20 protein-coding genes are annotated in these 23,456 nt (G+C 64.0%); 2 read left to right on the top strand and 18 right to left on the bottom strand.

From position 1 onward, the window contains the following. Positions 1–176: 176 nt before the first annotated feature. From P0D71_RS34280 to P0D71_RS34225, 12 genes are all read right to left on the bottom strand, one after another. Positions 177–1,361, bottom strand: a complete 1,185-nt coding sequence (locus P0D71_RS34280; protein WP_408343433.1) for a cystathionine beta-lyase — start codon at positions 1,359–1,361, stop codon at positions 177–179. 142 nt (positions 1,362–1,503) lie between these two features. Next, the gene (locus P0D71_RS34275; protein WP_408483730.1) at positions 1,504–2,145 is read right to left on the bottom strand and encodes a hypothetical protein; all 642 of its coding nucleotides are present in this window, start codon (positions 2,143–2,145) and stop codon (positions 1,504–1,506) included. A 44-nt stretch (positions 2,146–2,189) separates the two neighbouring features. After that, on the bottom strand, positions 2,190–3,374 hold the full coding sequence (gene bktB, locus P0D71_RS34270; protein WP_408483729.1) for a beta-ketothiolase BktB: 1,185 nt from the start codon (positions 3,372–3,374) through the stop codon (positions 2,190–2,192). A gap of 67 nt (positions 3,375–3,441) precedes the next feature. Then, a complete protein-coding gene (locus tag P0D71_RS34265; protein ID WP_408483728.1) occupies positions 3,442–4,392 on the bottom strand; it encodes a sugar kinase in 951 nt (316 codons plus the stop codon). Positions 4,393–4,395: 3 nt separating this feature from the next. Further along, on the bottom strand, positions 4,396–5,781 hold the full coding sequence (gene rimO / locus P0D71_RS34260) for a 30S ribosomal protein S12 methylthiotransferase RimO (RefSeq protein WP_408483727.1): 1,386 nt from the start codon (positions 5,779–5,781) through the stop codon (positions 4,396–4,398). Between the two features lie 81 nt (positions 5,782–5,862). Further along, positions 5,863–6,885 (bottom strand): tRNA dihydrouridine synthase, encoded by a 1,023-nt coding sequence (locus P0D71_RS34255; protein ID WP_408483726.1) that lies wholly within the window; start codon positions 6,883–6,885, stop codon positions 5,863–5,865. Between the two features lie 292 nt (positions 6,886–7,177). After that, positions 7,178–7,807 carry a polyhydroxyalkanoate synthesis repressor PhaR gene (phaR, locus tag P0D71_RS34250; protein ID WP_408343423.1) on the bottom strand — a complete coding sequence of 210 codons (630 nt, stop codon included), beginning with the start codon at positions 7,805–7,807 and terminating at the stop codon, positions 7,178–7,180. A 133-nt stretch (positions 7,808–7,940) separates the two neighbouring features. After that, positions 7,941–8,681, bottom strand: coding sequence for a 3-ketoacyl-ACP reductase (locus tag P0D71_RS34245; RefSeq protein ID WP_408483725.1), 741 nt, complete (start codon positions 8,679–8,681; stop codon positions 7,941–7,943). Between the two features lie 183 nt (positions 8,682–8,864). Beyond that, positions 8,865–10,046 carry an acetyl-CoA C-acetyltransferase gene (locus P0D71_RS34240; protein ID WP_408343421.1) on the bottom strand — a complete coding sequence of 394 codons (1,182 nt, stop codon included), beginning with the start codon at positions 10,044–10,046 and terminating at the stop codon, positions 8,865–8,867. A 176-nt stretch (positions 10,047–10,222) separates the two neighbouring features. Continuing rightward, positions 10,223–12,049, bottom strand: coding sequence for a class I poly(R)-hydroxyalkanoic acid synthase (gene phaC / locus P0D71_RS34235; protein WP_408343419.1), 1,827 nt, complete (start codon positions 12,047–12,049; stop codon positions 10,223–10,225). Positions 12,050–12,685: 636 nt separating this feature from the next. Further along, complete coding sequence (pgeF, locus tag P0D71_RS34230) at positions 12,686–13,543, bottom strand: peptidoglycan editing factor PgeF (RefSeq protein WP_408483724.1); 858 nt, start codon at positions 13,541–13,543, stop codon at positions 12,686–12,688. After that, on the bottom strand, positions 13,540–14,823 hold the full coding sequence (locus tag P0D71_RS34225; RefSeq protein WP_408343415.1) for an RluA family pseudouridine synthase: 1,284 nt from the start codon (positions 14,821–14,823) through the stop codon (positions 13,540–13,542). The genes pgeF and P0D71_RS34225 overlap by 4 nt, the downstream gene beginning before the upstream one ends. 38 nt (positions 14,824–14,861) lie before the next feature. On the opposite strand from P0D71_RS34225, the gene P0D71_RS34220 reads away from it, so the two are divergent. Then, the gene (locus P0D71_RS34220) at positions 14,862–15,722 is read left to right on the top strand and encodes an outer membrane protein assembly factor BamD (RefSeq protein ID WP_091794483.1); all 861 of its coding nucleotides are present in this window, start codon (positions 14,862–14,864) and stop codon (positions 15,720–15,722) included. Positions 15,723–15,872: 150 nt separating this feature from the next. On the opposite strand, the gene rlmD is transcribed toward P0D71_RS34220, so the two are convergent. The 6 genes from rlmD to surE form a co-directional block, all read right to left on the bottom strand. Continuing rightward, positions 15,873–17,291, bottom strand: coding sequence for a 23S rRNA (uracil(1939)-C(5))-methyltransferase RlmD (rlmD, locus tag P0D71_RS34215; RefSeq protein WP_408483723.1), 1,419 nt, complete (start codon positions 17,289–17,291; stop codon positions 15,873–15,875). A gap of 257 nt (positions 17,292–17,548) precedes the next feature. Continuing rightward, positions 17,549–18,325, bottom strand: a complete 777-nt coding sequence (locus tag P0D71_RS34210) for a 3'-5' exonuclease (RefSeq protein ID WP_408343413.1) — start codon at positions 18,323–18,325, stop codon at positions 17,549–17,551. Between the two features lie 4 nt (positions 18,326–18,329). Further along, positions 18,330–19,412: an RNA polymerase sigma factor RpoS gene (gene rpoS / locus P0D71_RS34205; protein WP_091794490.1), complete on the bottom strand. Its 1,083-nt coding sequence runs from the start codon at positions 19,410–19,412 to the stop codon at positions 18,330–18,332. Between the two features lie 11 nt (positions 19,413–19,423). Beyond that, positions 19,424–20,359, bottom strand: coding sequence for a peptidoglycan DD-metalloendopeptidase family protein (locus tag P0D71_RS34200; protein ID WP_408343411.1), 936 nt, complete (start codon positions 20,357–20,359; stop codon positions 19,424–19,426). A 5-nt stretch (positions 20,360–20,364) separates the two neighbouring features. Then, positions 20,365–21,465 (bottom strand): protein-L-isoaspartate(D-aspartate) O-methyltransferase, encoded by a 1,101-nt coding sequence (locus P0D71_RS34195; RefSeq protein ID WP_408343409.1) that lies wholly within the window; start codon positions 21,463–21,465, stop codon positions 20,365–20,367. Beyond that, positions 21,462–22,220: a 5'/3'-nucleotidase SurE gene (gene surE / locus P0D71_RS34190; RefSeq protein ID WP_091800552.1), complete on the bottom strand. Its 759-nt coding sequence runs from the start codon at positions 22,218–22,220 to the stop codon at positions 21,462–21,464. The genes P0D71_RS34195 and surE overlap by 4 nt, the downstream gene beginning before the upstream one ends. 236 nt (positions 22,221–22,456) lie before the next feature. On the opposite strand from surE, the gene P0D71_RS34185 reads away from it, so the two are divergent. Then, the gene (locus tag P0D71_RS34185) at positions 22,457–23,431 is read left to right on the top strand and encodes an NADPH:quinone oxidoreductase family protein (protein ID WP_091794496.1); all 975 of its coding nucleotides are present in this window, start codon (positions 22,457–22,459) and stop codon (positions 23,429–23,431) included. The last annotated feature ends 25 nt before the right edge of the window (positions 23,432–23,456 follow it).

Genomic DNA, 23,456 nt, shown 5'->3' with positions numbered 1-23,456 from the left:
GGCAACCTTGAGTTGGAATGCACGCCATCGTAGCGTCGGGATATCATGCTGAACATTCAGCCGAATGGTTAGGCTTACTGGCTATCGTGACAACAAAAGAGTGACAACAAAAAAGCCCGCCGGAAAAATGTCCCGACGGGCTCACTGATTCTACGAAAAAACGTCGCCTGGAACGTTCAACCCAGCGCGGCCAGCGACTGCTCGATATCCGCGCGCAGATCCGCTTCGGTTTCGAGACCGATATAGAACCGCACCAAGGTGCCGCGATGCGGCCATTGCCCCGCGGTGCGCATCGACGCGACGTCATACGGCATTGCAAGGCTGTGCGCGCCGCCCCAGCTCCAGCCGAGCGAGAACAGTTCGAGCGACTCGCAGAACGTGTCGATTTGAGCCGGGCTGTAGCGGCCGTCGAACACAACTGAAAAGAGCCCGCCCGCGCCCGTGAAGTCGCGCTTGAAAAACTCGTGCCCCGGACAGTCCGGCAGCGCCGGGTGCAACACGGCGGCAATTTCCGGCCGCGTCTTCAACCATTTGGCCAATCCGAGCGCCGCGCGGTCATGCTGCTCGAAGCGCAACTGCATGGTCGGCAGGCTGCGCAGAATCAGCGAACAGTCGTCCGACGAGACCCCGATGCCCATGCGCATACGCGCCGCCTTCAGCTTCAGGTGCAGTTCGCGATCGACGGTAATGGTCGCGCCCATCAACACATCGCCACCGCCCGACTGATATTTGGTCAACGCCTGCACCGAAATATCGACGCCATGATCGAACGGCCGGAAACCGAGCCCCGCAGACCACGTATTGTCGATGGCGGTGACGACGTTGCGTGCGCGTGCCACGGCGGTGATAGCGGGCACGTCGGCGACTTCCATCGTCACCGAGCCGGGCGCTTCGAGCCAGATGAGGCGCGTCGTCGGCCGGATCAGATCGGCGATGCCCGCGCCGATCATCGGATCGTAATAGCGCACGGTAACGCCAAAATCGCGCGCCAGCCAGTCGCCGTGATCGCGGTTCGGCGAATAGACGTTATCGGGAATCAGCACGTCGTCGCCTGACTTGACGAGGCCGAAATACACATTCGAAATCGACGACAAGCCCGACGGCTGCAACAACGCGTGATTGCCGCCCTCGATGGTGGCGAGGCGCTGCGCCAGCGCAAGCGAAGTCGGCGTGGCATGCAGGCCGTAGCGCCATTGCGCGTCGTTTTTCCAGTCGAGCGCACGCATGGTCGCGAGATCGGGGAACACGACCGTCGAAGCCCGCGTGACCGGCATCGAGAATGATTCGAAGCCCGGCGTGAGCTGGTCTTCGGCACGCACGATACGGGTTTGCAGATCGCGTTGGAGTTTGGATTGGGTCATGGTGTGTTTCGGAGAGAATCTGACGGAAACGGAGGGCACGCGAATTCGGGGCGCGCCGCACACGCAAGATTAGCCGAGCCGGTTGGATTTCGCTTATCGGACAGCGCGAGTCGGCGGGCCGAGGAAGCCCGCATGGCGAGGTTCACTCGCCGGTTTGCAAGTTGCTGACGCCGCCGACGGCGTGGCCACCAGCGGCAGTTGCCGGAGCCGGAGCCGTGGATCCGCCTGCGGCAGGCTGGGTCGCAGCCTTGTTCGCCGCGCTCGCCGGCGCGCCTGGCGGCGGCACCGCCTGCCCTGCCGCCAACGGCTTGAGATCGAATGGCTGCGGGTCGGAATCGTCGACGTTCATGCGGTCGCCCGCCACCGAACCGTCTGCCGCGAACTTGCCGACCCAGTTGCCGGTGATATGGGTGCCGTCGTTCGATTCCTCGACTTCGAGCGTGTCGCCGTCGCGGTCGCCGGCGATCAGGATCACTTCGCCGGTGTCCGTGTACTGATACTCGCCGTGCACACCGGCAGGATCGTCGGATTTCGGGCCGAGCTTCAGCACGATCTGGCGCGAGCCCAGCATGCCGGCGTAGCGTGGGAACTTCGCGAATTCAGCACTGGGCTTGAGCGGCAACTGGATCGGCGCAGGTGCCGCCAACTCCTTCACCGCGTCGCTTTCCGCCCATGCCTGGGCGGGCATCACCACCGTCGCGCCCGCACACAGCAACGCGGCAATGGTCGCTATTGCCCAACCGCGCCGACGCATGGCACCCTTCATCGCTTTCAGTTCCCGCATCCGTTCGTTCCTTATTGCTCGATACAACCGCTACGCGCAGCGCTTCAGATCCGTTCGAAGATCGCCGCAATACCCTGCCCGCCGCCAATGCACATCGTGACCAGCGCATAGCGGCCGCCGATCCGCTGCAATTCATACAGCGCCTTGACGGTGATGAGCGCACCAGTCGCGCCGATCGGGTGGCCGAGAGAAATGCCCGAGCCGTTCGGATTGACCTTGGCGGGATCGAAGCCCAGCTCCTTGCTGACCGCGCAGGCCTGCGCGGCGAACGCTTCGTTCGCCTCGATCACGTCGAGGTCGGCGACCGTCAGGCCGGCCCGCTCCAGCGCGCGGCGCGTGGCCGGCACCGGGCCGATGCCCATGTACGCCGGATCGACGCCTGCATGCGCATACGACACGAGGCGCGCCAGCGGCTTGATGCCCCGCTGTTCAGCGACGCTCCGCTCCATCAGCACCACGGCCGCGGCGGCGTCGTTGATGCCCGACGCGTTGCCGGCCGTCACCGTGCCGTTCTCTTTCGCGAACACGGGTTTCAGCTTGGAGAAATCTTCAGCCGATGCGTTCATGCGCGCGTGCTCGTCCGTGTCGAACACGACGTCGCCTTTTTTCGACGGGATCGTGATCGGCAGGATCTGTTCCTTGAAGTAGCCATTCGTGATCGCGTTGGCCGCGCGGCGATGCGATTCGAGCGCGAGTGCGTCCTGCGTTTCACGCGAGATGTCGTACTTGCGCGCGACGTTCTCGGCAGTCACGCCCATGTGGATCGCCTGGAACGGATCGTTCAGCGCGCCGACCATCATGTCGACGAGGCGCGCGTCGCCCATGCGCTGACCGAAGCGCGCGGCAGGCATGGAATAAGGCGCGCGGCTCATGTTTTCCGCGCCGCCACCAATGGCGATGTCGGCGTCGCCGAGGAGCACGCTTTGCGCGGCCGAGACAATGGCCTGCAGGCCGGAGCCGCACAGGCGGTTCACGGTCAGGGCCGGCGCGTGTTGCGCGACGCCGCCGTTGATCGCCGCCACGCGCGCCAGATACATGTCTTTCGCTTCGGTATGCACGACGTTGCCGAACACCACATGGCCGACTTCGTCGCCCGACACGCTGGCGCGGGCCAGCGCTTCACGCACGACGCGTGCGCCGAGATCGGTCGGCGAAAAATCCTTCAGACTGCCGCCGAAAGCGCCAATTGCCGTGCGCACACCGCTAACCACCACTACGTCTCGTTGCATCGCTCGCTCCTTCTTTAGTCTCTCAGGATGATTTTGCCTCGGCGGGCCCGCGTCGCAACGCCCGTGTTCAGCCCGCCAGAAGTTGTTCGACTGTTGCGCGCGAAGGAATCGGCGCCACCGCGCCGTAACCTTGCGTGGACAGCGCCGCGGCGACGTTCGCATAACGTGCCGCCGCAAACGGATCGTCACCCGCCACGATCCGCGCAATGAACGCGCCGCCGAAGCAGTCGCCCGCGCCGGTTGCATCGACCGCGTTGACGACGTGGCCCGGCACCACACGCCGTTCGTTCGGCGTGGCGATATATGAGCCTTCCTTGCCGAGCTTGAGCGCGACCACGCGCGGACCGTGCGACAGCAGGAAATCGACGATCTCGTCACGGCCGGTCAGACCCGTGAGTTCGGTGACATCGTCCCAGCTTGGCAGGCAAATGTCGGTCTGGCGAATGGCTTCGAGCATCACCGCGCGCGCCCGCGCGAGCGGCCACAGCTTCAGGCGAAGATTGGTGTCGAAGCTCACGCGCACGCCATTGGCGCGCGCATGCGCGATCGCTTCGAGCGCCGCGTCGCAGGCACTCAGGCTGATCGCGAGGCTGATGCCGGACAGATGAATCACCTTGGCCGCGGCAATCGCCTCGAGCGGCAGATCGTGCGGTGCATAGCGGCTCGCGGCCGAACCTGCGCGCAGATAGTCGAACGCGTGGCCATTAGGACCGTGGGACACGAAATACACGCCGGTAGGCGCGTGCGGATCGACCCGCACCAGCGCCGTATCCACCTGTTCACGTTCCCACAGATCAACCAGCAAACGCCCGAAATGATCCGCACCGACCGCGGAGACGAAACCCGTCTTCGCGCCTTGCCGGGCGGCTGCGATACAGAAATTCGAGGTATCGCCGCCGAAGCCTTGCAGGTAGTTCGGCTCGTCTTTGGCCGACTGGTTGAACTCGATCATCGCCTCGCCGAGCGCGAGGATGTCGGCGCGCTGAACTTCCGGCGTTGCAGGCATGCTTGCCGCCATTGCTTAAACCTCGCCCCACAGGTCGTGACCGTCGGCGCCGGTGATCTTCACCGACACGAAGTCGCCGACCTTGTAGCGCTTGGACGCCTTGACAGCCGGCGCGATGTACACGACGCCGTCGATCTCCGGCGCGTCCGCCGCGGTGCGGCCAATGCCGCCGTCCGCGTTGATCTCGTCGACCAGCACCTTCAGCGTCTTGCCGACCTTCTTCGCGATACGTTTGGCCGACACTTCCTCGGCGACTTCCATGAAACGCGCACGGCGCTCTTCGCGCACTTCGTCGGGCAATGCACCGTCGAGTTCGTTGGCCGTTGCGCCTTCGACCGGCGAGTACGCAAAGCAGCCGACGCGGTCGAGTTCCGCTTCGCGGATGAAATCGAGCAGCGTCTGGAACTGCTCTTCAGTCTCACCGGGGAAGCCGGCGATGAACGTGCTGCGGATGGTCAGATCCGGGCACATCTCGCGCCACTTCTTCACGCGCTCCATCACCCTCTCGGCGTTGGCCGGGCGCTTCATGCGCTTCAGGACTTCCGGATGCGCGTGCTGGAACGGCACGTCGAGATACGGCAGCACGTGGCCCTTGAACGGGCCTTCGGCCATCATCGGGATCACTTCGTCCACGCTCGGATACGGATACACGTAATGCAGACGCACCCATGCGCCGTATTGCGCGGCGAGTTCGCCGAGCGCGCCGACGAGGTCGGTCATGCGCGTCTTGATCGGCTTGCCGTTCCAGAAACCGGTGCGGTATTTGACGTCGACGCCATACGCGCTAGTGTCCTGCGAAATAACCAGCAGTTCCTTCACGCCCGACTTGAACAGATTTTCCGCTTCGAGCATCACGTCGGCGACGGGACGCGACACCAGGTCGCCGCGCATGGACGGGATGATGCAGAACGTGCAGCGGTGATTGCAGCCTTCGGAAATCTTCAGGTACGCGTAATGGCGCGGCGTGAGCTTCACGCCGGCGGCCGGCACCAGATCGACGAACGGATCGTGCGGCTTCGGCAGATGGGTGTGCACGTGCTGCATGACTTCGCCGAGCGCGTGCGGACCGGTCACGGCCAGCACCTTGGGATGCACTTCTTCGATCAGCCCCGAGCCGCTCGCGCTCTTCTTGGCGCCGAGGCAGCCGGTCACGATCACCTTGCCATTTTCGTTGAGCGCTTCGCCGATCGCGTCGAGGCTTTCCTGCACCGCTTCGTCGATGAAGCCGCAGGTGTTGACGACCACGAGGTCCGCGCCGTCGTACGTGCCGGAAATCTCGTAACCTTCGGCGCGCAGTTGGGTGATGATCTGCTCGGAATCAACCAGGGCTTTCGGGCAACCGAGCGAGACAAAGCCAACCTTCGGCGTGGCATTCGGGGCAATCGGGGGGGTGGCAGACATGGGGAACCGCTTGAAGACGTTAAACCTTGAATTGTAGCGGTTCGCCACGGCTGCCGCTCGTAAGTCTTTGAATTTCCGCCTTCAACCGGCCGCGGCGTGCGCCGGATCGAGTCGGCCGGCAGACTCGGACTGATGTGGCGCGATTAATTTATCGAATCCCAAAGCGTGCTCGATCGTCGCCAGAATTTCGTGCGAATCCTGCATCCGGCGTATCGCCGCATGCAGTTCGGCCGCCTGCGGCCAGGTGCGCTGCAGGTAGCTGAGCCACTTCTTGACGCGTCCGTGCTCGTGACGGGAGGCGACGCGGGCCTGTAGTTTCCGCAGATAGCCGGCCATGTGACGAAGCACCTGATGCCATTCCCCTTCGGATGGGGACCGGTCCATCAGGCCGCGTATCCTGAGCGCGAGGAACGGGTCCGATACGGCGCCCCGCCCGAGCATCACGTCCGCACAACCGCTGACAGCGCGGCAGCGCTCCCAGTCGGCCACCGTCCAGACTTCTCCGTTCGCGATAACCGGCACGTCCACGGCCGAATCGATACGCGCGATCCACTCCCAGTGAGCCGGCGGCCGGTAGCCATGATCGCGCGTCCTCGCGTGCACGACGAGCGAGGCGGCGCCGCCTTCGGCGAGCGCGACCGCGCAATCGATCGCCAGCGACGTGTCGGAGACGCCAAGGCGCATTTTGGCCGTCACGGCGATGCCGGCAGGCACCGCAGCCCGAACCGACGACACGATCCGGTTCAGTTGTTCAGGGTCGGCCAGCAGCATGGCACCGCCGCCGTGCTGATTGACCACCTTGGCGGGACAGCCGAAGTTCAGGTCGATGCCGTGCGGTGACAAGGTGGCCGCATGCGCCGCGTTCAGCGCCATCCATTCGGGATCGCTGCCGAGCAACTGGATCACCATCGGCGTACCGGCGCGGGTGTAGGCGCCGTCGAGCACTTCGGGGGCTTCCCTTTCGTAGACCCGGCCGGGAAGCAGAGAGCCCGTCACCCGGACGAACTCGGACACGCATCCGTCGAATCCGCCCATGCCGGTGAGCACGTCGCGCAACACGTAGTCAGCGAGCCCTTCCATGGGGGCGAGAAAGAGCCGGCTCATGCGGAAACGGGCGCCGGGAGGTGGCGGGTTGCCAGAGGGCGACTGGGGCAGTGATGAAACATGAGATCGACCGTGGGAATGGGGGGAGTCGGCGGCCAGAGCGCCCTCTCCGAAGAAAATGCCCCACACACGCAGCCGCCGATTGTACCGCGCCGGCGCCTTACGGTCGCAGCCGTGCCCTCCGCATCGGCGCGCAGGCTGCGCCGTTACTCACCTGTTGAGGGCGGTGGCCCCGGGTGGCCCCGTATGGCGCCCCAACGCGTGGTAACACCACTAGCTTGAGCCCCCGCCCTTACTTCTTCTCCGGCTCCGGATTACCCTGCGGGTTGCCTTGCGGAGTAGCCGGTACATTGCCGGCACCGGCCACGTTGGCCGCGCCGCCCGGCGTAAACGGGAAAGTAGCGAACATCGACTTCGCCTGATTCTGCATCTGCTCCTGCATCTGCACGAACATGTTCTTCGACTGTTCGATGTAGCTGGTCATCATGCCCTGCATCATCGGCGCCTGCATGTTCATGAACTGCGACCAGACCTCGGGATTCATGGCCTTGCCTTCGTACAGATTCTTCGACTGGTCGGCGAGCTTCGCCTGAATGTCGATGAAGGCCTGGATGTTCTTTTCCAGATACGTGCCCATCATGCCCTGCATCGCATGACCGTAGAAACGGATGATCTGCGAGAGCATCGACGACGAGAACATCGGCAAGCCGCCGCTTTCCTCTTCGAGAATGATCTGCAACAGGATGGCGCGCGTCAGATCCTCGTTGCTCTTCGCATCGATGACCTTGAAATCCTCCTGATCCAACACGAGCTGCTTGACGTCCGTCAGCGTGATGTACGTGCTTGTCTCGGTATCGTAGAGCCGACGATTCGGATATTTCTTGATCAGTCGTTCGGCTGTTTTCTTTGTAGTAGTGGTCATGTAACGCCTTTGAGCGCAAGTCGAGCGCGGAAACGGCGTCATACCGGCTGCGCAATCTGGTCATCGCGCAATCGAGACGCCGCCGAACCATCTGAGCCGAAACGCGCCGCCTCGTGAGCGGCGCGCCCGTGACTCAGCCCATATGCAATCCGCCGTTCAGCGAAAAATCAGCACCCGTGGAGAAACCCGATTCTTCCGATGCCAGCCATGCCACGATCGAGCCGATTTCCTGCGGCTGACCCAGACGGCGCACCGGAATCGTCGCGATGATCTTTTCCAGCACGTCGGGGCGGATCGACTTGACCATATCGGTGCCGATGTAGCCCGGCGACACGGTGTTGACCGTCACGCCCTTGGTAGCCACTTCCTGCGCCAGCGACATCGTGAAGCCGTGAATGCCGGCCTTCGCGGTCGAGTAGTTGGTCTGGCCGAACTGGCCCTTCTGGCCGTTCACCGACGAAATGTTGATGATGCGGCCAAAGCCACGCTCGACCATGCCGTCGATCACCTGCTTGGTGACGTTGAAGAGGCTGGTCAGGTTGGTGTCGATCACCGCCGTCCAGTCTTCGTGGGTCATCTTGCGGAACACGACGTCGCGCGTAATGCCCGCGTTGTTCACCAGCACGTCGATCTCGCCGACTTCGGCCTTGACCTCGTCGAACGCATTCTTGGTCGACTCCCAATCGCCGACGTTGCCTTCGGACGCGATGAAATCGAAGCCCAGCGCCTTCTGCTCTTCGAGCCACTTCACACGGCGCGGCGAATTCGGGCCGCAGCCCGCGACGACCTTGAAGCCCTCTTTGTGCAGCCGCTGGCAAATGCTCGTGCCGATGCCACCCATCCCGCCCGTTACGTACGCAATTCGCTGTGTCATAAACTACACTCCGTTATCGTTTTCGAGGCACCGACCGGCCGCCTCTCCCCTCGTCTGTGCTTCATCTCCGCAGCCGCCGGGCGACCGGCCGACGAGGCCACCGCTGACCGCGCGCGTGACGCGCGCGGCAACGCTCCGTTTGCCACGCGACCAACGCCTGTGGCGTCGGTCACGCGGCGATACTCAAGCGCGCTCAAGCGCCAGCGCCACACCCATGCCGCCGCCGATACACAGCGACGCCAAACCCTTCTTCGCATCGCGCTTCTGCATTTCGTGCAGCAGCGTGACGAGAATCCGGCAGCCGGACGCGCCGATCGGGTGGCCGATCGCAATCGCGCCGCCGTTCACGTTGATCTTCGACGTGTCCCAGCCCATCTGCTGATTCACTGCACATGCCTGCGCGGCGAACGCTTCGTTGATTTCCATCAGGTCCAGATCGGCCGGCGTCCAGCCCGCGCGTTCGAGACAACGGCGCGAGGCCGGCACCGGGCCCATGCCCATCACCTTCGGATCCAGACCCGAGGTGGCGTACGCCTTGATGCGCGCGAGCGGCTTGAGGCCGAGCGCCTCCGCCTTCTTCGCCGACATCACCAGCACGGCCGCCGCACCGTCGTTCAGACCCGACGCATTGGCCGCCGTGACCGAACCTTCCTTCGAGAAAGCCGGCTTCAGGCCTGCGAGCGATTCAGCCGTCACACCATGGCGCACGAACTCGTCGGTCGCGAAACGCAGCGGCTCGCCCTTGCGTTGCGGAATCTCGACCGGCACGATTTCGTCGTCGAAACGGCCCGCTTTCTGCGCGGCTTCCGCCTTGTTCTGCGACAGCGCCGCAAACGCGTCCTGCTGCTCGCGCGTGATGCCGTATTCCTTGGCGACGTTTTCCGCCGTCACGCCCATGTGGTACTGGTTGTAGACGTCCCACAGGCCGTCGACGATCATCGAGTCGACCAGCTTCGCGTCACCCATGCGGAAACCGTCGCGCGAGCCCGGCAGCACGTGCGGCGCCGCGCTCATGTTTTCCTGACCGCCGGCCACCACGATATCGGCGTCGCCCGCGATGATCGCGTTGGCCGCCAGCATCACGGCCTTCAGGCCCGAGCCGCACACCACGTTGATCGTCATGGCGGGCACGGCGTTCGGCAAGCCCGCCTTGATCAGCGACTGACGCGCCGGATTCTGGCCCGAGCCTGCCGTCAGCACCTGACCCAGGATCACTTCGCTCACCTGCTCGGGCTTCAGCCCTGCTCGCTCGAGTACCGCGCGAATCACCGTGGCGCCGAGATCGGGTGCGGCGATCTTCGCCAGCGACCCACCAAATTTGCCAACTGCCGTACGGGCGGCCGATACGATCACAACATCAGTCATTTCCATATCCTCCGGGCGAGTCGGCCAAATGCGCCGCAGCCCGTCAAGTTAGAAATCTCGTTGCTTCTGCTTATGCGCCGGGTTTACGCGTCAACTCAGCGCGTCAACTCAGCGCGCCAGCTCAGCCGGACGCTCGTTCACAGCGCAAAGGACCGCGCCGTGAAGCAAGCTCAAACCTACTCCCGTTGCCGTACATAACGTCCGGGCGCCGGCTCGATCACCGGGAATTCCGCCGAGCCTGCAGAGGCCCGCGGCTTCACCTTCTTGCCGCCGTACTGATCGAGCCATGTGGTCCATTCGGGCCACCAGCTGCCAGGCACTTCGGTCGCCTGATCGAGCCATTCCTCGGCATTCTCCGGCAGCGTTTTGACCTCACCTTCCAGCATCCAGAAATTGCGCTTCTTCTTCGCGGGCGGATTGATCACGCCGGCAATGTGGCCCGACGCGCCGAGCACGAACTTCAACGGCCCGCTGAGCAGCGGCACCGACGCGTACGCCGTTTGCCACGGCACGATATGGTCCTCGCGTGACCCGTAGATGAAGGTGGGCACGTCGATCTTCGACAGGTCGACCGGCTCGCCGCAGGTGGTCAACGCACCCGGCTCGCGCAGACGATTTTCGAGGTACGTATTGCGCAAATACCAGACGTACATCGGGCCCGGCAGGCTGGTCGAGTCGCTGTTCCAGTAGAGCAGGTCGAACGGAACCGGCGTGCGCCCTTTGAGGTAATTGTCGACGACGTAGTTCCACACCAGATCATTCGGCCGCAGGAACGAGAACGTGTTGGCGAACTCGATGCCGCGCATCAGTCCAGGCGCACCATTCTTGCCGCCGATGGTCTGCTCGCGCATCTGCACATGCGCCTCGTCGACGAACACGTCGAGCACGCCCGTGTCCGAGAAATCGAGCATGGCGGTGAGCAGCGTCATGGACGCAGCCGGATGTTCGCCGCGCGCCGCGGCCACCGCCAGCGCGGTGGCGAGCATCGTGCCGCCCACGCAGAAGCCGAGCGTATTGATCTGCTCGCGACCGCTGATCTTGCTCACCGTCTCAATGGCGGTGAGCACGCCTTCACCGATATAGTCGTCCCACGTCTTATGCGCGATGGATTGATCCGCGTTGCGCCACGAAATCAGGAACACCTGATGCCCTGAATCGAGTCCGTGGGCAACCAGCGAATTCTCCGGTTGCAGATCGAGAATGTAGAACTTGTTGATGCAAGGCGGCACGATGAGCAGCGGCCGTTCGCGCACGGTCGCCGTGCGCGGCTTGTACTGGATCACCTGCATCAGGTCGTTTTCGAACACCACCGAGCCTTCGGTGTTGGCAAGGTTCTCGCCGACCACGAAACCCGATTCGTCGGTCTGCGAAATCTTGCCGCGCTGCAAGTCGGTGAGCAGGTTCATCACGCCCTGGCGCAAGCTCTCGCCCTTGCTGTCCAGCAAGGTCTTTTGCGCTTCCGGATTCAGGGCGAAGAAGTTGCTCGGCGACGCCGCCGCGGTCCACTGCTGGACAGCGAAACGGATACGCTCACGCACCTTGGGTTCCGTGTCGAGCGCGTCGACCATTTCCTGCAGATAGCGCGCGTTCAACAGATACCAGGCGGCAGTGAATGCGTAGGCCGGCGCCGCACTCCATGCGTCGGAACTGAAGCGGCGATCCTTCAGTTCGGGCGCTTTGGTTGCGGACGTGGTGGCTTGCTGGATCAACTCCATTGCCTCGCGCGAATAGTCAGCCTGCAGCTTCTGCAGTCGCTCGGAGGGAATGGCTGCGCTCGGTATGTTCAGACCGGCGAAAGACGGCATGGCCGGCATCGCTCCGGCCGCCAGTTTGCTGAAGTCCGGCATGCCCGGAAACGACGGCATTTGCGGCAGACCTGCTTGCGGTATCTGGAACGGCATGGGAAGCGGCATTTGAGGCATCGGGAAAGGCATGCCGTTGCCGCCGGGTGGCGTGCCAAGCGAGCGCCAGGCGCCCATCCAGGCGTCGAACAGCTGCTGCATCCCAGGGGCCGGCGCTGCACCGCTCGTACCGGCCTGCTGCGTGTTCTCCGTCGAGGAGTCCGTCTTGGGGGAAGCTGAGGTATGTGATGCTGCCATGCCTGCTTTTGACCGGTAAGTCCTTGCGGACGGGTTGAGAGGCAGGTTCGTGCGCACGTGAGCAATTGCTCGCGACCTCGTCACGCCCTGTCCCTTGTACGAGGATCCGTGAGGAACATTCTTGCTCCCCATCGCAAGGCATGTCAATGCTTGTTCCCGATTTTGCCGCAGTGCGATAGTTTTTTAATTATCGTTTTCCCTGTGTAGCAGATCGCGCTTTTAGGACAGGCATGATTCAATGCAGCCGCGAACGAAAAAAGCTCCCATATTGCATAGGTTTATGCGCACTTATCCGTTCGTCTGCGAACAGTTTGCGCGGCAGATTCACGCATCTCAGGCAATTCCGGCAGCGCAGCAAAAACACCTGCGGCGTCTCCCAATAAACCCTCATACGCGTGCTCGTAAGAATGCCGCGGCAATGCTCTGACGTAGCCTGCCGGCACGATGACGTCGACCTCGCCGAACGTCATTCGTGTGTGCCGATGTGTGTCTTCTGCATTGACAGCAAGAGCGCCGCGAGGGGCGGCGTCGCGAGTAGGACTAGTCGGCGATCGACAGCGCCTGATCGTCCAGCCAGATGAGTGCGGCCATGCGGCCGGTCTCGCGGTCGCGGCGATAGGAGTAGAAACGCTCGCGCAGCGTGACCGTGCAGAGGTCGCCGCCGACAATCTTTGTCACGCCGAGCCGCTGCAGCCGCAAACGCGCCAGCGCCGGGAGATCGGCGAGATATTTGCCCGGATTCTGCGGATGCTCGACGAATGCGTTTGCCGTGGCATCGCGTTGCGCGCCGCCCACGCCGTTCATGAACGCGTCACGCACATCTGGGCCGACTTCGAAGGCGTCGGGTCCGATCGAGGGACCGAGATAGGCATGCAATGCACTCGCCTGCACCTGCGCGAGTTCGGCGACGCGCTGCGCAGTCTGTTCGACGATGCCCGCAGCCAGTCCGCGCCACCCCGCGTGCGCCGCGCCGACCGCGCGGCCCGCCTCGTCGCACAACAGCACCGGCATGCAATCGGCCACCATCACGACGCACACGCTGCCGGGAAGATTCGTGACGCTCGCATCGGCGCGCGTCGGCCCACCGCTCACGCGTGCCGATGCGATCACCTCTTCCGCGCGCACGATGCCGGCGCCGTGAATCTGTTCGAGCCACGCCGCCTCGCTCACGCCGGCCAGCTTCAGCAGACGCTCGCGATTGGTGGCGACCGCGGCCGGGTCGTCGCCGGACTTCATGCCCAGGTTCAGGCCGCCGGGCAAATCCGCGCCGTTGTGCCAGCGGCCGAACGGCGGCTCGCTCACGCCGCCGTTACGCGTGGTGACGAGCGCGCGCACGCGCGGCGACACATTCCATGCGGGTTGCACGACATCGGCAAAGCTCAGCTCGGGCGCACTCATGCGTGATCGTCCTCGTCGTGTTCGTGGTCGTGGTCATCTGCACCGTCGTGTTCGTCGTGATCGAGTGCGCCTTCATCGCCGTCCTCGTCGAACGACGCGTCGTAGTCGTCTTCTTCGTAGTACGTCTCGTCGAACTCGCCCGCGTCGTCGCGGCCGAGACCGAGCGCCGCCGACAGCGCCTGCATGTCTTCCGGCACGTCGGCACGCCACTGCATCGTGCGGCCGGTCTGCGGATGAATCAGGCCGAGCCGCCATGCATGCAGCGCCTGGCGCGCGAAACCGCCAGGCAGCGGCGTGACCGAACGCTTGCCGCGCGCGCGCCCGTAAATCGGATCGCCGAGCAGCGGATGGCCGATGTGCGCGCAATGCACGCGAATCTGATGAGTGCGGCCGGTTTCGAGATCGCAATGAATCGCGGTCACCGGCTGGCGCTCCCAGATCGCCGAATCGACACGCCGGAAATGCGTGCGCGCGGGCTTGCCCGACGCGCTCGTCACCACCGCCATGCGGGTGCGCTCGCGCGGATCGCGGCCGATCGGCGCGTCGATCGTGCCTTCTTCGGGCATGTTGCCCCACACCAGCGCGAGATAACGGCGCTTCACCGTGCGCGCTTGCAACTGGCGCACGAGGTCGGTCTGCGCCTCGAGCGTGCGTGCCACCACCATCAGGCCGGAGGTTTCCTTGTCGAGACGGTGCACGATGCCGGCGCGCGGCAGGCCCGCGGCAGCGTCTCCATAGCGATACAGCAGTCCGTTGAGCAGCGTGCCGCTCCAGTTGCCGGCGGCCGGATGCACGACCATACCGGCCGGCTTGTTGATGACCACCAGCGTGTCGTCTTCGTAAACGATCTCGAGCGGCACCGGCTCCGGCGTGAACGCGAGCTGCTCGGGCAGCAGATCGGGCACGAGTTCGATGGTCGCGCCGAGCGGCACCGGCTGGCGGATTTTCGCGGGCTTGCCGTCGATCCGCACGCGCTCGGCTTCGATCCAGCTCTGCAGACGGTTGCGCGAGAACTCGGGGAAGACCCGCGCGAGCACCTTGTCGAGGCGCTCGCCGGCCAGTTCGTCGGGCACGACGACGCTGCGCGGCGTCTCGTCCGTCACGCGGTTCGCGACCGTCGGCACGAGGCTGGACACGGCCGCGGCGCCGAGCGCGTCGCTGCCGAGATCGTCGTCGAGGGAATCGACGCCCAACGCGTCGGAGGGGTCAGCGCTTACGCTATAATCTTTGTTGCTATTCCCGGCGCCGGTTGCGGCACCTGGAGTATTTGAGCGGGTCATTGAGTCTGGGTCACCTGGACGTAAAGCTAGACTGGAAAATGCGAGCCTTGAACACCATCACTAAAGCGGCGATCAATTTGGCGGCCATCAAGAAGGCGGCCCGGAAAGTGGCCGGATACATTGCGTGTGCCGCAGCCGTCGCGGTTGTCGCGGCTTGCCACGGCCTGCCGGAGAAGACCGACGAAACGGCAACGTGGAACAACAACAAATTATATACGGAGGCGAACGACGCCTTGTCCGGTGGTGATTACGGCAAGTGCGCCAAGTACTTCGAAATGCTCGAGGGGCGCGATCCGTTCGGCCACTTCGCCCAGCAGGCACAGATCAATGTCGCTTACTGCAACTGGAAAGACAATGAAAACGCCGCCGCCGACCAGGCGATCGACCGCTTCATCCAGCTGCACCCGGATCATCCGGACATCGCTTACGCGTACTACCTGAAGGGCATGATCCACTTCAACGACGACCTCGGTCTGTTCGGCCGCTTCTCCGGCCAGGACATGAGCGAGCGCGATCCGAAGTCGCTGCGCGAATCGTACGACGCCTTCAAGATCGTCGTGGACAAGTACCCGAACAGCAAGTATGCGCCGGACGCAGCACAACGCATGCGCTATATCGTGAACGCCCTGGCGTCGCACGAAGTCCACGCAGCGGATTATTACTACCGCCGCGGCGCTTATGTCGCCGCGATCAATCGCGCGCAACTGGCACTCACGCAATACAAGAACGCGCCGGCTATTGAAGACGCACTGCACATCATGATGCTGTCGTATCAGAAGCTGAATCAGCCGCAACTGGCCGACGACACGAAGCGCGTGCTGGCCGGCACCTTCCCTGACAGCCCGTACATCACGGGTCATGCAAGGCCGGGTACGGAAAAGTCGTGGTGGCAGTTCTAAGCCGCGCCGCGTACTGAAAAGCAGCAGGAATAAAAAAACGCCACGACTTCGGTCGTGGCGTTTTTGTTTGTGCGCTCCTTTTCGCCTCTGCCTTACGCTGCCTTAGGCCGTCGCGCTGCCGCGCAGCGCCGACGCAACCAGGCGCGCCCGTCAGTCCCGCTCGAACAGCGCGATCGACTCCACATGCGACGTGTGCGGGAACATGTTGACCACGCCCGCGCCCACCAGCCGGTAGCCTGCTTCGTGCACGAGCAGACCGGCGTCGCGCGCGAGGGTCGCCGGCGCGCACGACACGTAGACGATGCGCTTCGGCAGCGGCCCGTTGCCGCTCTGCGCGATCTCAGCCAGCGCCTTGGCGACGGCCAGCGCGCCTTCGCGCGGCGGGTCGATGAGGAACTTGTCGAAGTGGCCGAGCACGCGCAGGTCGTCGGCAGTAACTTCGAACAGGTTGCGGCACGCAAACGACGTATGCCCCGCCACGCCATTCAGTTCGGCATTGGCGAGCGCACGCGAGGTCAGCACCTCGCTGCCTTCGATGCCCATCACTTCCTTCGAGATCCGCGCGAGCGGCAGCGTGAAGTTGCCAATCCCGCAAAACAGATCGAGCACGCGATCGGTGCGCGCCGGCGCCAGCAGACGCAACGCGCGGCTCACCAGCACGCGGTTGATGGCGTGATTCACCTGGGTGAAGTCGGTCGGCTTGAACGGCATGCGAATGCCGTACTCCGGCAGCGTGTAGTCGAGCTCCACGTCGAGCGGATAGAACGGCGTGACCGTGTCTGGGCCGCCCGGCTGCAGCCAGAACTGCACCTTGTGCTCGTCGGCGAAATCGCGCAGCACCTGCTCGTCCGCGGCTGTGATGGGCTCGAGATTGCGCACCACCAGCGCCGTCACCGACGAACCGACCGCCAGTTCGAGCTGCGGCATGCGGTCGTAGATCGACAGCTTGCGAACCATGAAGCGCAGCGGCATCAGCATGGCCGACACGTGCGGCGGCAGCACTTCGCAGGTTTTCATATCGGCGATGTAGCTGCTCTTCTTCTCGTGGAAGCCTATCCGCATACCGCCCTTTTCCGGCAGGAAGCGCACTGCCAGACGCGCACGGTAGCGATAACCCCAGGACGGACCGTGGATCGGCCGGAACACCGTTTCCGGGCGCAGTTTGGCGAGATGCTGGAGATTGTCTTCGAGCACGCGCTGCTTGACGGCCACCTGCGCGCGAATGTCCAGATGCTGCATCGAACAGCCGCCGCAGATATCGAAGTACGTGCATTTCGGCTTGGTGCGGATCACGCTCTCGCGGAATACCTGGACCACTTCGGCCTGCTCGAATTTCGGCTTGCTGCGATGCGTCGAGTAGCTTACGCGTTCGCCCGGCAGCGCACCTTCGACGAAAATCACCTTGCCGGGCGAGCCGTCTTCGGTCTCGGTGCGGCCAACGCCGCGCGCCTCCATATCGAGCGAAACGATTTCAATGACCGGCTCGTTGCCGGTAACGACGTGTGCCGGCGCGGGCGGAGGCGTCTTGTGACGCTTCGGCGCGCGGCGTTGGGGGGCAGTTCGGGACACCTGCTACTTCCTGACAAACTTGGGGGAAAGGCGAGATTGTAGACGAAGCGCCGCGCGTGACCATCATCCGGCGCGGCGGGAATGGCTGCCAGACGCATTAGCCACGATAACCGCGGTGGCGGCGACAGCCGGAGACGAGCGCGCCTCACACCGACTTGTACCTTGCGAGCCTTTCGCGCCTTTGGAGCGAACGGCTGCGGCGGCCTCGCTGCTCTCTCCGCACGGCGGAACCCCGTCTTGGCTCGTCCGCGAGCGGCTTACTGATCGAATGCCGCCAGATATTCGGTCCATTGCGGCGCCGTTTCCAGCGCCAGCGCGTTCTTGACGAGGTTGATCTCGTCAGCATACTCCGCGGGTGAAAACGCGCCGCGGATCAACTGGAAGCGGCAATAGAGCAAGTACGTATTGACGACGTCGGTCTCGCAGTAGTTGCGGATTTCCTCGATGCGCCCTTCCTGGTACGCGTGCCACACCTGGCTGCCGTCCATGCCCATCTTGCCGGGAAATCCGCACATCTTGGCGAGCGCGTCGAGCGGCGCGTTGGCGCGCGCCTGGTACATGGCGAGCACGTCCATCAGATCCGTGTGACGCGCGTGATAGCGGCTGATGTAGTTGTTCCACTTGAACTCGCGGTCGTCCTCGCCGAGATCCCAGAACTTGTAGGCGGGAATGCCGTTGACCAAGGCTCGGTAGTTCAACACCGGCAGGTCGAAGCCGCCGCCGTTCCACGACACGAGCTGCGGCGTGTACTTCTCGATCACGCGATAAAACGACTGCACGAGCGCCGCCTCGCCGTCTTCCAGCGTGCCGAGCGAGCGCACGCGGAAGCCGTTGTTGTCGCGGAACACGCAGGAAATTGCCGCAATCCGTTGCAGATGATGCGGCAGGAAATCGCTGCCGGTCTTTTCGCGCCGCGCGGCAAACGCATGCTCGGCGACCTCGGCGTCGCTCAGGTCGGCGGGCAAATCTTCGAGGCGGCGAATGCCGGCGACATCGGGAATGGTCTCGATGTCGAAAACAAGAATCGGTGTCATCAGGTTATAGAACGGCGTCCTTCCGAACACCGTTGGAGGCAAAGAAGCGCTTCAACCGCACGAGCGCTTCCTGTTGGATCTGGCGCACACGCTCGCGCGTGAGGCCCATTTCGTCGGCCAGCTCTTCGAGCGTGGCGGGTTCGATGTGATTCAGGCCGAAGCGGCGCTCGATCACATGGCGATGCTTGTCGGACAGCCGTGCCAGCCACGCGCGCGTGAGCGTTTCCAGTTCGCGGTGCTGCACTTCGGCATCCGGCGACTGGCTCTGATCGTCTGACAGCAGATCGAGCAGACTGCTCGCGGGATCGAGATCGAGCGGCGCGTCCAGCGAAGCGGTGTGCTCGTTCAACGCGAGAATGTCCGTCACTTCGTCGGTGGTCTTGCCGGTCAGATAGGCAATGTCGTCGATGCTGGCGTCGCGGCGCTCGGCGGCTTCGCCGGAGTTCATCGAATTCTTTTCCAGATGGCGCTTGGCGCGCAGCACCTGATTGAGTTCACGGATCACGTGCACCGGCAAACGGACGGTGCGCGCCTGGTTCATGATCGCGCGCTCGATACTCTGGCGAATCCACCAGGTCGCATAGGTAGAAAACCGGAAGCCGCGCGTCGGATCGAATTTCTCGATCGCGTGCATCAGTCCGAGATTGCCTTCCTCGATCAGATCGAGCAACGGCACGCCGCGGTTCAGGTAACCCTTCGCAATGCTGACAACGAGCCTTAAATTGCGCTCGATCATGACCTGTCGCGCCTCGAACTCGCCCGCCTTGGCAAGACGCGAATACTTCTGCTCTTCCTCGACGGTCAGAAGCGGCTTGACGCTGATACGGTTCAGGTAGTGCTGGATCGTGTCGGCCGTCAGCTCGGCTTGCAACAGCGCGCGGAAATCGTCCGCGTCCGGCGCGGCTTCGCTCGCGCTTTCGCGGGCGTCACCGCCTTCGTCCGCGCCGCCCTGGCGTTCGTCGAGATCGCGCTCTTCCGCGATCTCCTCTTCCACTTCCGAAGCGCCGCTTTCATCCACCGAAGCGGACATAGCGTGGCTGATCGTCTCAGACTCGGCTTGCTGCGGCGGGCGCTTCGATTTCGGCATGGTCGTATCGCTTATTGCGGCGGCAAATACTTCAGTGGGTCGACAGGTTTACCCTGCCGGCGAACTTCGAAATGCAACATCACGCGGTCGGAATCGCTATTGCCCATCTCAGCGATCTTCTGCCCCTTCGTCACCGCATCCCCCTCTTTTACCATCAAAGAGCGGTTGTGTGCATACGCGGTGAGATAAGTTGCATCATGTTTGATGATAATGAGATTACCGTAACCACGCAGCCCATTTCCGGCATAAACCACGCGACCATCCGCCGACGCCTTCACCGGATCACCCGCGGCGCCGCCGATATTCACGCCCTTGTTGGTCGAGTCGTTGAAGGTGCCGAGCAGCGGCCCACGCACCGGCCAGGCGAACACCACGTTGCCGGATGCACCGGCGTTCGAGTCGCTCGCCGCGCCCGGGTTGGCCGGCGGCGCCGACGACGCGTTGTTGGCGGCCGACCCGTAGAGCGGCGGTGCCGCGACACCCGCGGTCGCACCCGTGGCCGGCGCGGTGCTGCCGAGCGGCGCGCTCTGCACCGAAGCGCTGCCGCCGATCGGCGCGGTCGAGACTCCCGGCGTGAGCGCCGCAGTGTTCGCACCCGGCGGCACGACACGCAACAACTGGTCGACTTCGATCTGATTCGGGTTGGTCAGATTGTTCCAGGCCGAAATGTCGCGGTAGTTCTGGCCGTTCTCCAGCGCGATCCGATACAGCGTGTCGCCCGGCTTCACGCGATAGTAGCCCGGCGGCGGCGGACCGAGCGGCACGGCCGGCTGCGCTGCTTGCGTGCTGAGCGTGCCGCCGCCGGAGCGGTCGACGACCGGCGCCTGGTCGAGCCGGGATGCACAGGCCGTCATCAACAGGGACAAGGCGAGCACGCACACGCTGCGCTGGGTTACGGTCATGGGGGCATTCAGTCTGGTTCTTTGCATCGCGCGCAACATACTCATCGGTGTCAAATCACTCCGGATTTTAAGGGTACAAAGAAAACGCGATCAAGCCGCGACTCGCGCCACTGCGCGGGTCCGAGGCGCTCGACCAGAGTCAGCACCTGGTTCTGGCCGTCCTGCGAGCCGACCGGCGCGACCAGACGGCCGCCGATCGCGAGTTGTTCAAGTAAGGCTTGCGGTACGTCGAGCCCCGCCGCGGCGATCACGATCGCGTCGAACGGTCCCGCCGACGGCAAACCGAGCCGCCCATCGCCGTAGTGCAGGCGGATGTTCGGAATGCGCAGCGGACGCAAGTTTGTCTTCGCGCGCTCCGACAGCGGCTTGATACGTTCGATCGAGTACACCTCGCGCGCGACCTGGCTCAGCACGGCCGCCTGATAACCGCAGCCGGTGCCGATTTCCAGCACGTTATTCAGCGTGCGGCCGGCGGCGGCCAGTTCGATCATGCGGGCGACGACCGAGGGCTTGGAAATCGTCTGGTGATGGCCGATCGGCAATGCGGCATCTTCATAGGCCTGAGCCGCCAGACCCGGATCGACGAACATGTGGCGCGGCACCACCGACATCGCGTTCAACACGCGCTGATCGGTCACGCCGTTCGCTCGCAGGCGTTCGACCATCCGTTCGCGAACCCGTTCCGAAGTCAGCGCCAATGCGCCGCTCATCGCGCCGCTCAACGCGACGTTCGGCGCGGCACTGCGCTCGGTTGAGCGGGTGGCAGGCTTGGCCGGCGCCGGCTGCGGCGCGGGGCGCGCAGTCGAATTCGGCACGGCGACCTTGGCCGGTGCTTTCATTGGCGCTTTCACCGGAGCGCTCGCCGGCGCTTTGGCGGAAGACGCGGCCAGCGGCTTTGGCGGCGTTGCCGCCGAGGGCTTGGCTTGCGGCTTCGCGTGCGCCGCGGTCTGCGCCCTCGCCTGTTGCTTCGATTGGGATTGACCCGTGGAACCGAGCGGCGCGTTTTTCGCGGCTTGCGGACGTGCGTTCAGCGCCGCGCTCGCTGCCAGCGCCGCCGCGCGTATTTCGCCCGGGCGCCCTTCGGGCCGGCGCGGTTCACGCACCAGGTCCTCGAGGCCGAGCGGAAAGCGCTTGGCGCGCTCGTTCGTCATGAAGCGCCGCTGCCGGCGCGCACCCAGTCGCGCGCTGCGGGCAGCATTTGCGTGTGGGTCAAATCGAGCTGCAGCGGCGTGATCGACACGTGGCCGTTGGCGACGGCGTGAAAGTCGGTGCCTTCGCTCGCGTCGCGCGCACTGCCCGCCGGCCCGATCCAGTAGATCGGTTCGCCGCGCGGATTGGTTTGCCGGATCACCGGCTGCGACGGATGCCGCTTGCCGAGACGCGTAATCTGCCAGTCGCCGAGCTGCTCGTAGGGCAAATTCGGAATGTTGACGTTCAGAAGCGGATGTCCCGGCAACGGCTGCTCGAGATAATGGGCGACGATTTCGGTGGCGACGCGCACGGCGTCTTCGAGATGCACCCAGTCCTTATCGACCAGCGAGAACGCGATGGCCGGCACACCGAACATGATCCCCTCGGTGGCGGCGGCGACGGTCCCCGAATAGAGCGTGTCTTCGCCCATGTTCTGACCGTTGTTGATGCCCGAGACCACCAGGTCCGGCGTATGGTCGAGCATGCCCGTGAGCGCGATGTGCACCGAGTCGGTGGGCGTTCCGTTCACGTAGTAGAAGCCATTGGCCGAACGCAGTACCGAGAGCGGCCGCGAGAGCGTCAAGGAATTCGACGCGCCGCTGCAATTCTGTTCGGGTGCCATCACGGTGACGTCCGCGATCGGCTTGAGCGCTTCGTAAAGCGCGGCAAGGCCGGGCGCCAGATAACCGTCGTCATTGCTGAGTAGGATTCGCATGCGGCGATTGTAACCGAGGAAAGAAGACGCGCGAACGACACGGCGGCCCATGCGCATGCGGTATGCAATGCGCACGCGCGGGAATCGCGCTGACCTCGCGCGAGTCGTTTGCCGCACGCGCATCGATCACCCGACGACAATCCCGATGACCGCGGGCAAGGCAATAAAAACGCACGGTCGTGCTGATTGTTTTAGACTCAGAATACTTGCGAACCCCTGATCGACATGGAGACACGATGCGCGCGATTCGCTGTAATCAATATGGGCCACCGGAAAGCCTGGTCGTCGAAAACCTGCCCGACCTCGAAGCACCGCCGGGCCACGTCGTAATCGACGTCAAAGCCGCAGCCGTCAACTTTCCCGACGTGCTGATCATCGAGAACAAGTACCAGTTCAAACCGCCCCTGCCCTTTACCCCCGGCTCGGAAGTCGCGGGCGTGGTGCGCGCGGTCGGCGCGGACGTCACGCAGTTCAAGCCAGGCTCGCGCGTGGTCGCCTTCACCGGTCAGGGTGGTTTCGCGGAGCAGGCGCTGGCGCCGGTCAGCGCCTGCGTGCCGTTGGCGGACGGTGTTCCGTTCGAACTGGCGGCGGCCTTCACGTTGGCGTACGGCACCTCACATCACGCCGTGGTCGATCGCGGTGCATTGCAGCCCGGCGAGACGATGCTGGTGCTGGGTGCGGCCGGCGGCGTTGGACTCGCGGCCGTGGAGATCGGCAAGGCGCTCGGCGCGCGCGTGATCGCAGCGGCATCGAGCGACGAGAAACTCGCGACCTGCGTCAAGCACGGCGCGGACGCCACCATCAACTACAGCACCGAAGATCTGCGCGAGCGCATCAAGGCGCTCACCGACGGGAAAGGCCCGGATGTGATCTACGACCCCGTCGGCGGCGTGTATGCGGAGCCGGCGTTTCGCAGCATCGGCTGGCGTGGGCGTTATCTCGTGGTTGGCTTTGCGAACGGCGAGATTCCGAAGCTGCCGCTCAACCTGACGCTGCTCAAAGGCGCAAGTCTGGTCGGCGTGTTCTGGGGTGACTTTGCGAAGCGCGAGCCGCAGCATAATCACGCGGCGTTCCAGCAGATGACTCGCTGGATCGCTGAAGGCAAGCTTAAACCGTATGTGTCGGCGCGCTATTCACTCGAAGAAACCGGGCGCGCGCTGCGTGACATGGCTGAACGTCGCGTGATCGGGAAGGTGGTGGTGACGCCTTAGTCGAAGCGAAGACTGCGCTTGAGGG

This window comes from Paraburkholderia sp. RL17-383-BIF-A (assembly GCF_046028015.1).
In the GTDB taxonomy this organism is placed as follows: Bacteria; Pseudomonadota; Gammaproteobacteria; order Burkholderiales; family Burkholderiaceae; genus Paraburkholderia.
Note: the sequence above shows the minus strand (reverse complement) of the source record. Positions and strands in the feature narration are given on the sequence as shown.

Excerpts from the sequence above, each read along its gene's own strand:
- P0D71_RS34280 (WP_408343433.1), bottom strand. The coding sequence starts at position 1,361 with ATGACCCAATCCAAACTCCAACGCGATCTGCAAACCCGTATCGTGCGT.
- P0D71_RS34275 (WP_408483730.1), bottom strand. The coding sequence starts at position 2,145 with ATGCGGGAACTGAAAGCGATGAAGGGTGCCATGCGTCGGCGCGGTTGG.
- bktB (WP_408483729.1), bottom strand. The coding sequence starts at position 3,374 with ATGCAACGAGACGTAGTGGTGGTTAGCGGTGTGCGCACGGCAATTGGC.
- P0D71_RS34265 (WP_408483728.1), bottom strand. The coding sequence starts at position 4,392 with ATGGCGGCAAGCATGCCTGCAACGCCGGAAGTTCAGCGCGCCGACATC.
- rimO (WP_408483727.1), bottom strand. The coding sequence starts at position 5,781 with ATGTCTGCCACCCCCCCGATTGCCCCGAATGCCACGCCGAAGGTTGGC.
- P0D71_RS34255 (WP_408483726.1), bottom strand. The coding sequence starts at position 6,885 with ATGAGCCGGCTCTTTCTCGCCCCCATGGAAGGGCTCGCTGACTACGTG.
- phaR (WP_408343423.1), bottom strand. The coding sequence starts at position 7,807 with ATGACCACTACTACAAAGAAAACAGCCGAACGACTGATCAAGAAATAT.
- P0D71_RS34245 (WP_408483725.1), bottom strand. The coding sequence starts at position 8,681 with ATGACACAGCGAATTGCGTACGTAACGGGCGGGATGGGTGGCATCGGC.
- P0D71_RS34240 (WP_408343421.1), bottom strand. The coding sequence starts at position 10,046 with ATGACTGATGTTGTGATCGTATCGGCCGCCCGTACGGCAGTTGGCAAA.
- phaC (WP_408343419.1), bottom strand. The coding sequence starts at position 12,049 with ATGCAGCAGCTGTTCGACGCCTGGATGGGCGCCTGGCGCTCGCTTGGC.
- pgeF (WP_408483724.1), bottom strand. The coding sequence starts at position 13,543 with ATGAGTGCGCCCGAGCTGAGCTTTGCCGATGTCGTGCAACCCGCATGG.
- P0D71_RS34225 (WP_408343415.1), bottom strand. The coding sequence starts at position 14,823 with ATGACCCGCTCAAATACTCCAGGTGCCGCAACCGGCGCCGGGAATAGC.
- P0D71_RS34220 (WP_091794483.1), top strand. The coding sequence starts at position 14,862 with ATGCGAGCCTTGAACACCATCACTAAAGCGGCGATCAATTTGGCGGCC.
- P0D71_RS34210 (WP_408343413.1), bottom strand. The coding sequence starts at position 18,325 with ATGACACCGATTCTTGTTTTCGACATCGAGACCATTCCCGATGTCGCC.
- rpoS (WP_091794490.1), bottom strand. The coding sequence starts at position 19,412 with ATGCCGAAATCGAAGCGCCCGCCGCAGCAAGCCGAGTCTGAGACGATC.
- P0D71_RS34200 (WP_408343411.1), bottom strand. The coding sequence starts at position 20,359 with ATGAGTATGTTGCGCGCGATGCAAAGAACCAGACTGAATGCCCCCATG.
- P0D71_RS34195 (WP_408343409.1), bottom strand. The coding sequence starts at position 21,465 with ATGACGAACGAGCGCGCCAAGCGCTTTCCGCTCGGCCTCGAGGACCTG.
- surE (WP_091800552.1), bottom strand. The coding sequence starts at position 22,220 with ATGCGAATCCTACTCAGCAATGACGACGGTTATCTGGCGCCCGGCCTT.
- P0D71_RS34185 (WP_091794496.1), top strand. The coding sequence starts at position 22,457 with ATGCGCGCGATTCGCTGTAATCAATATGGGCCACCGGAAAGCCTGGTC.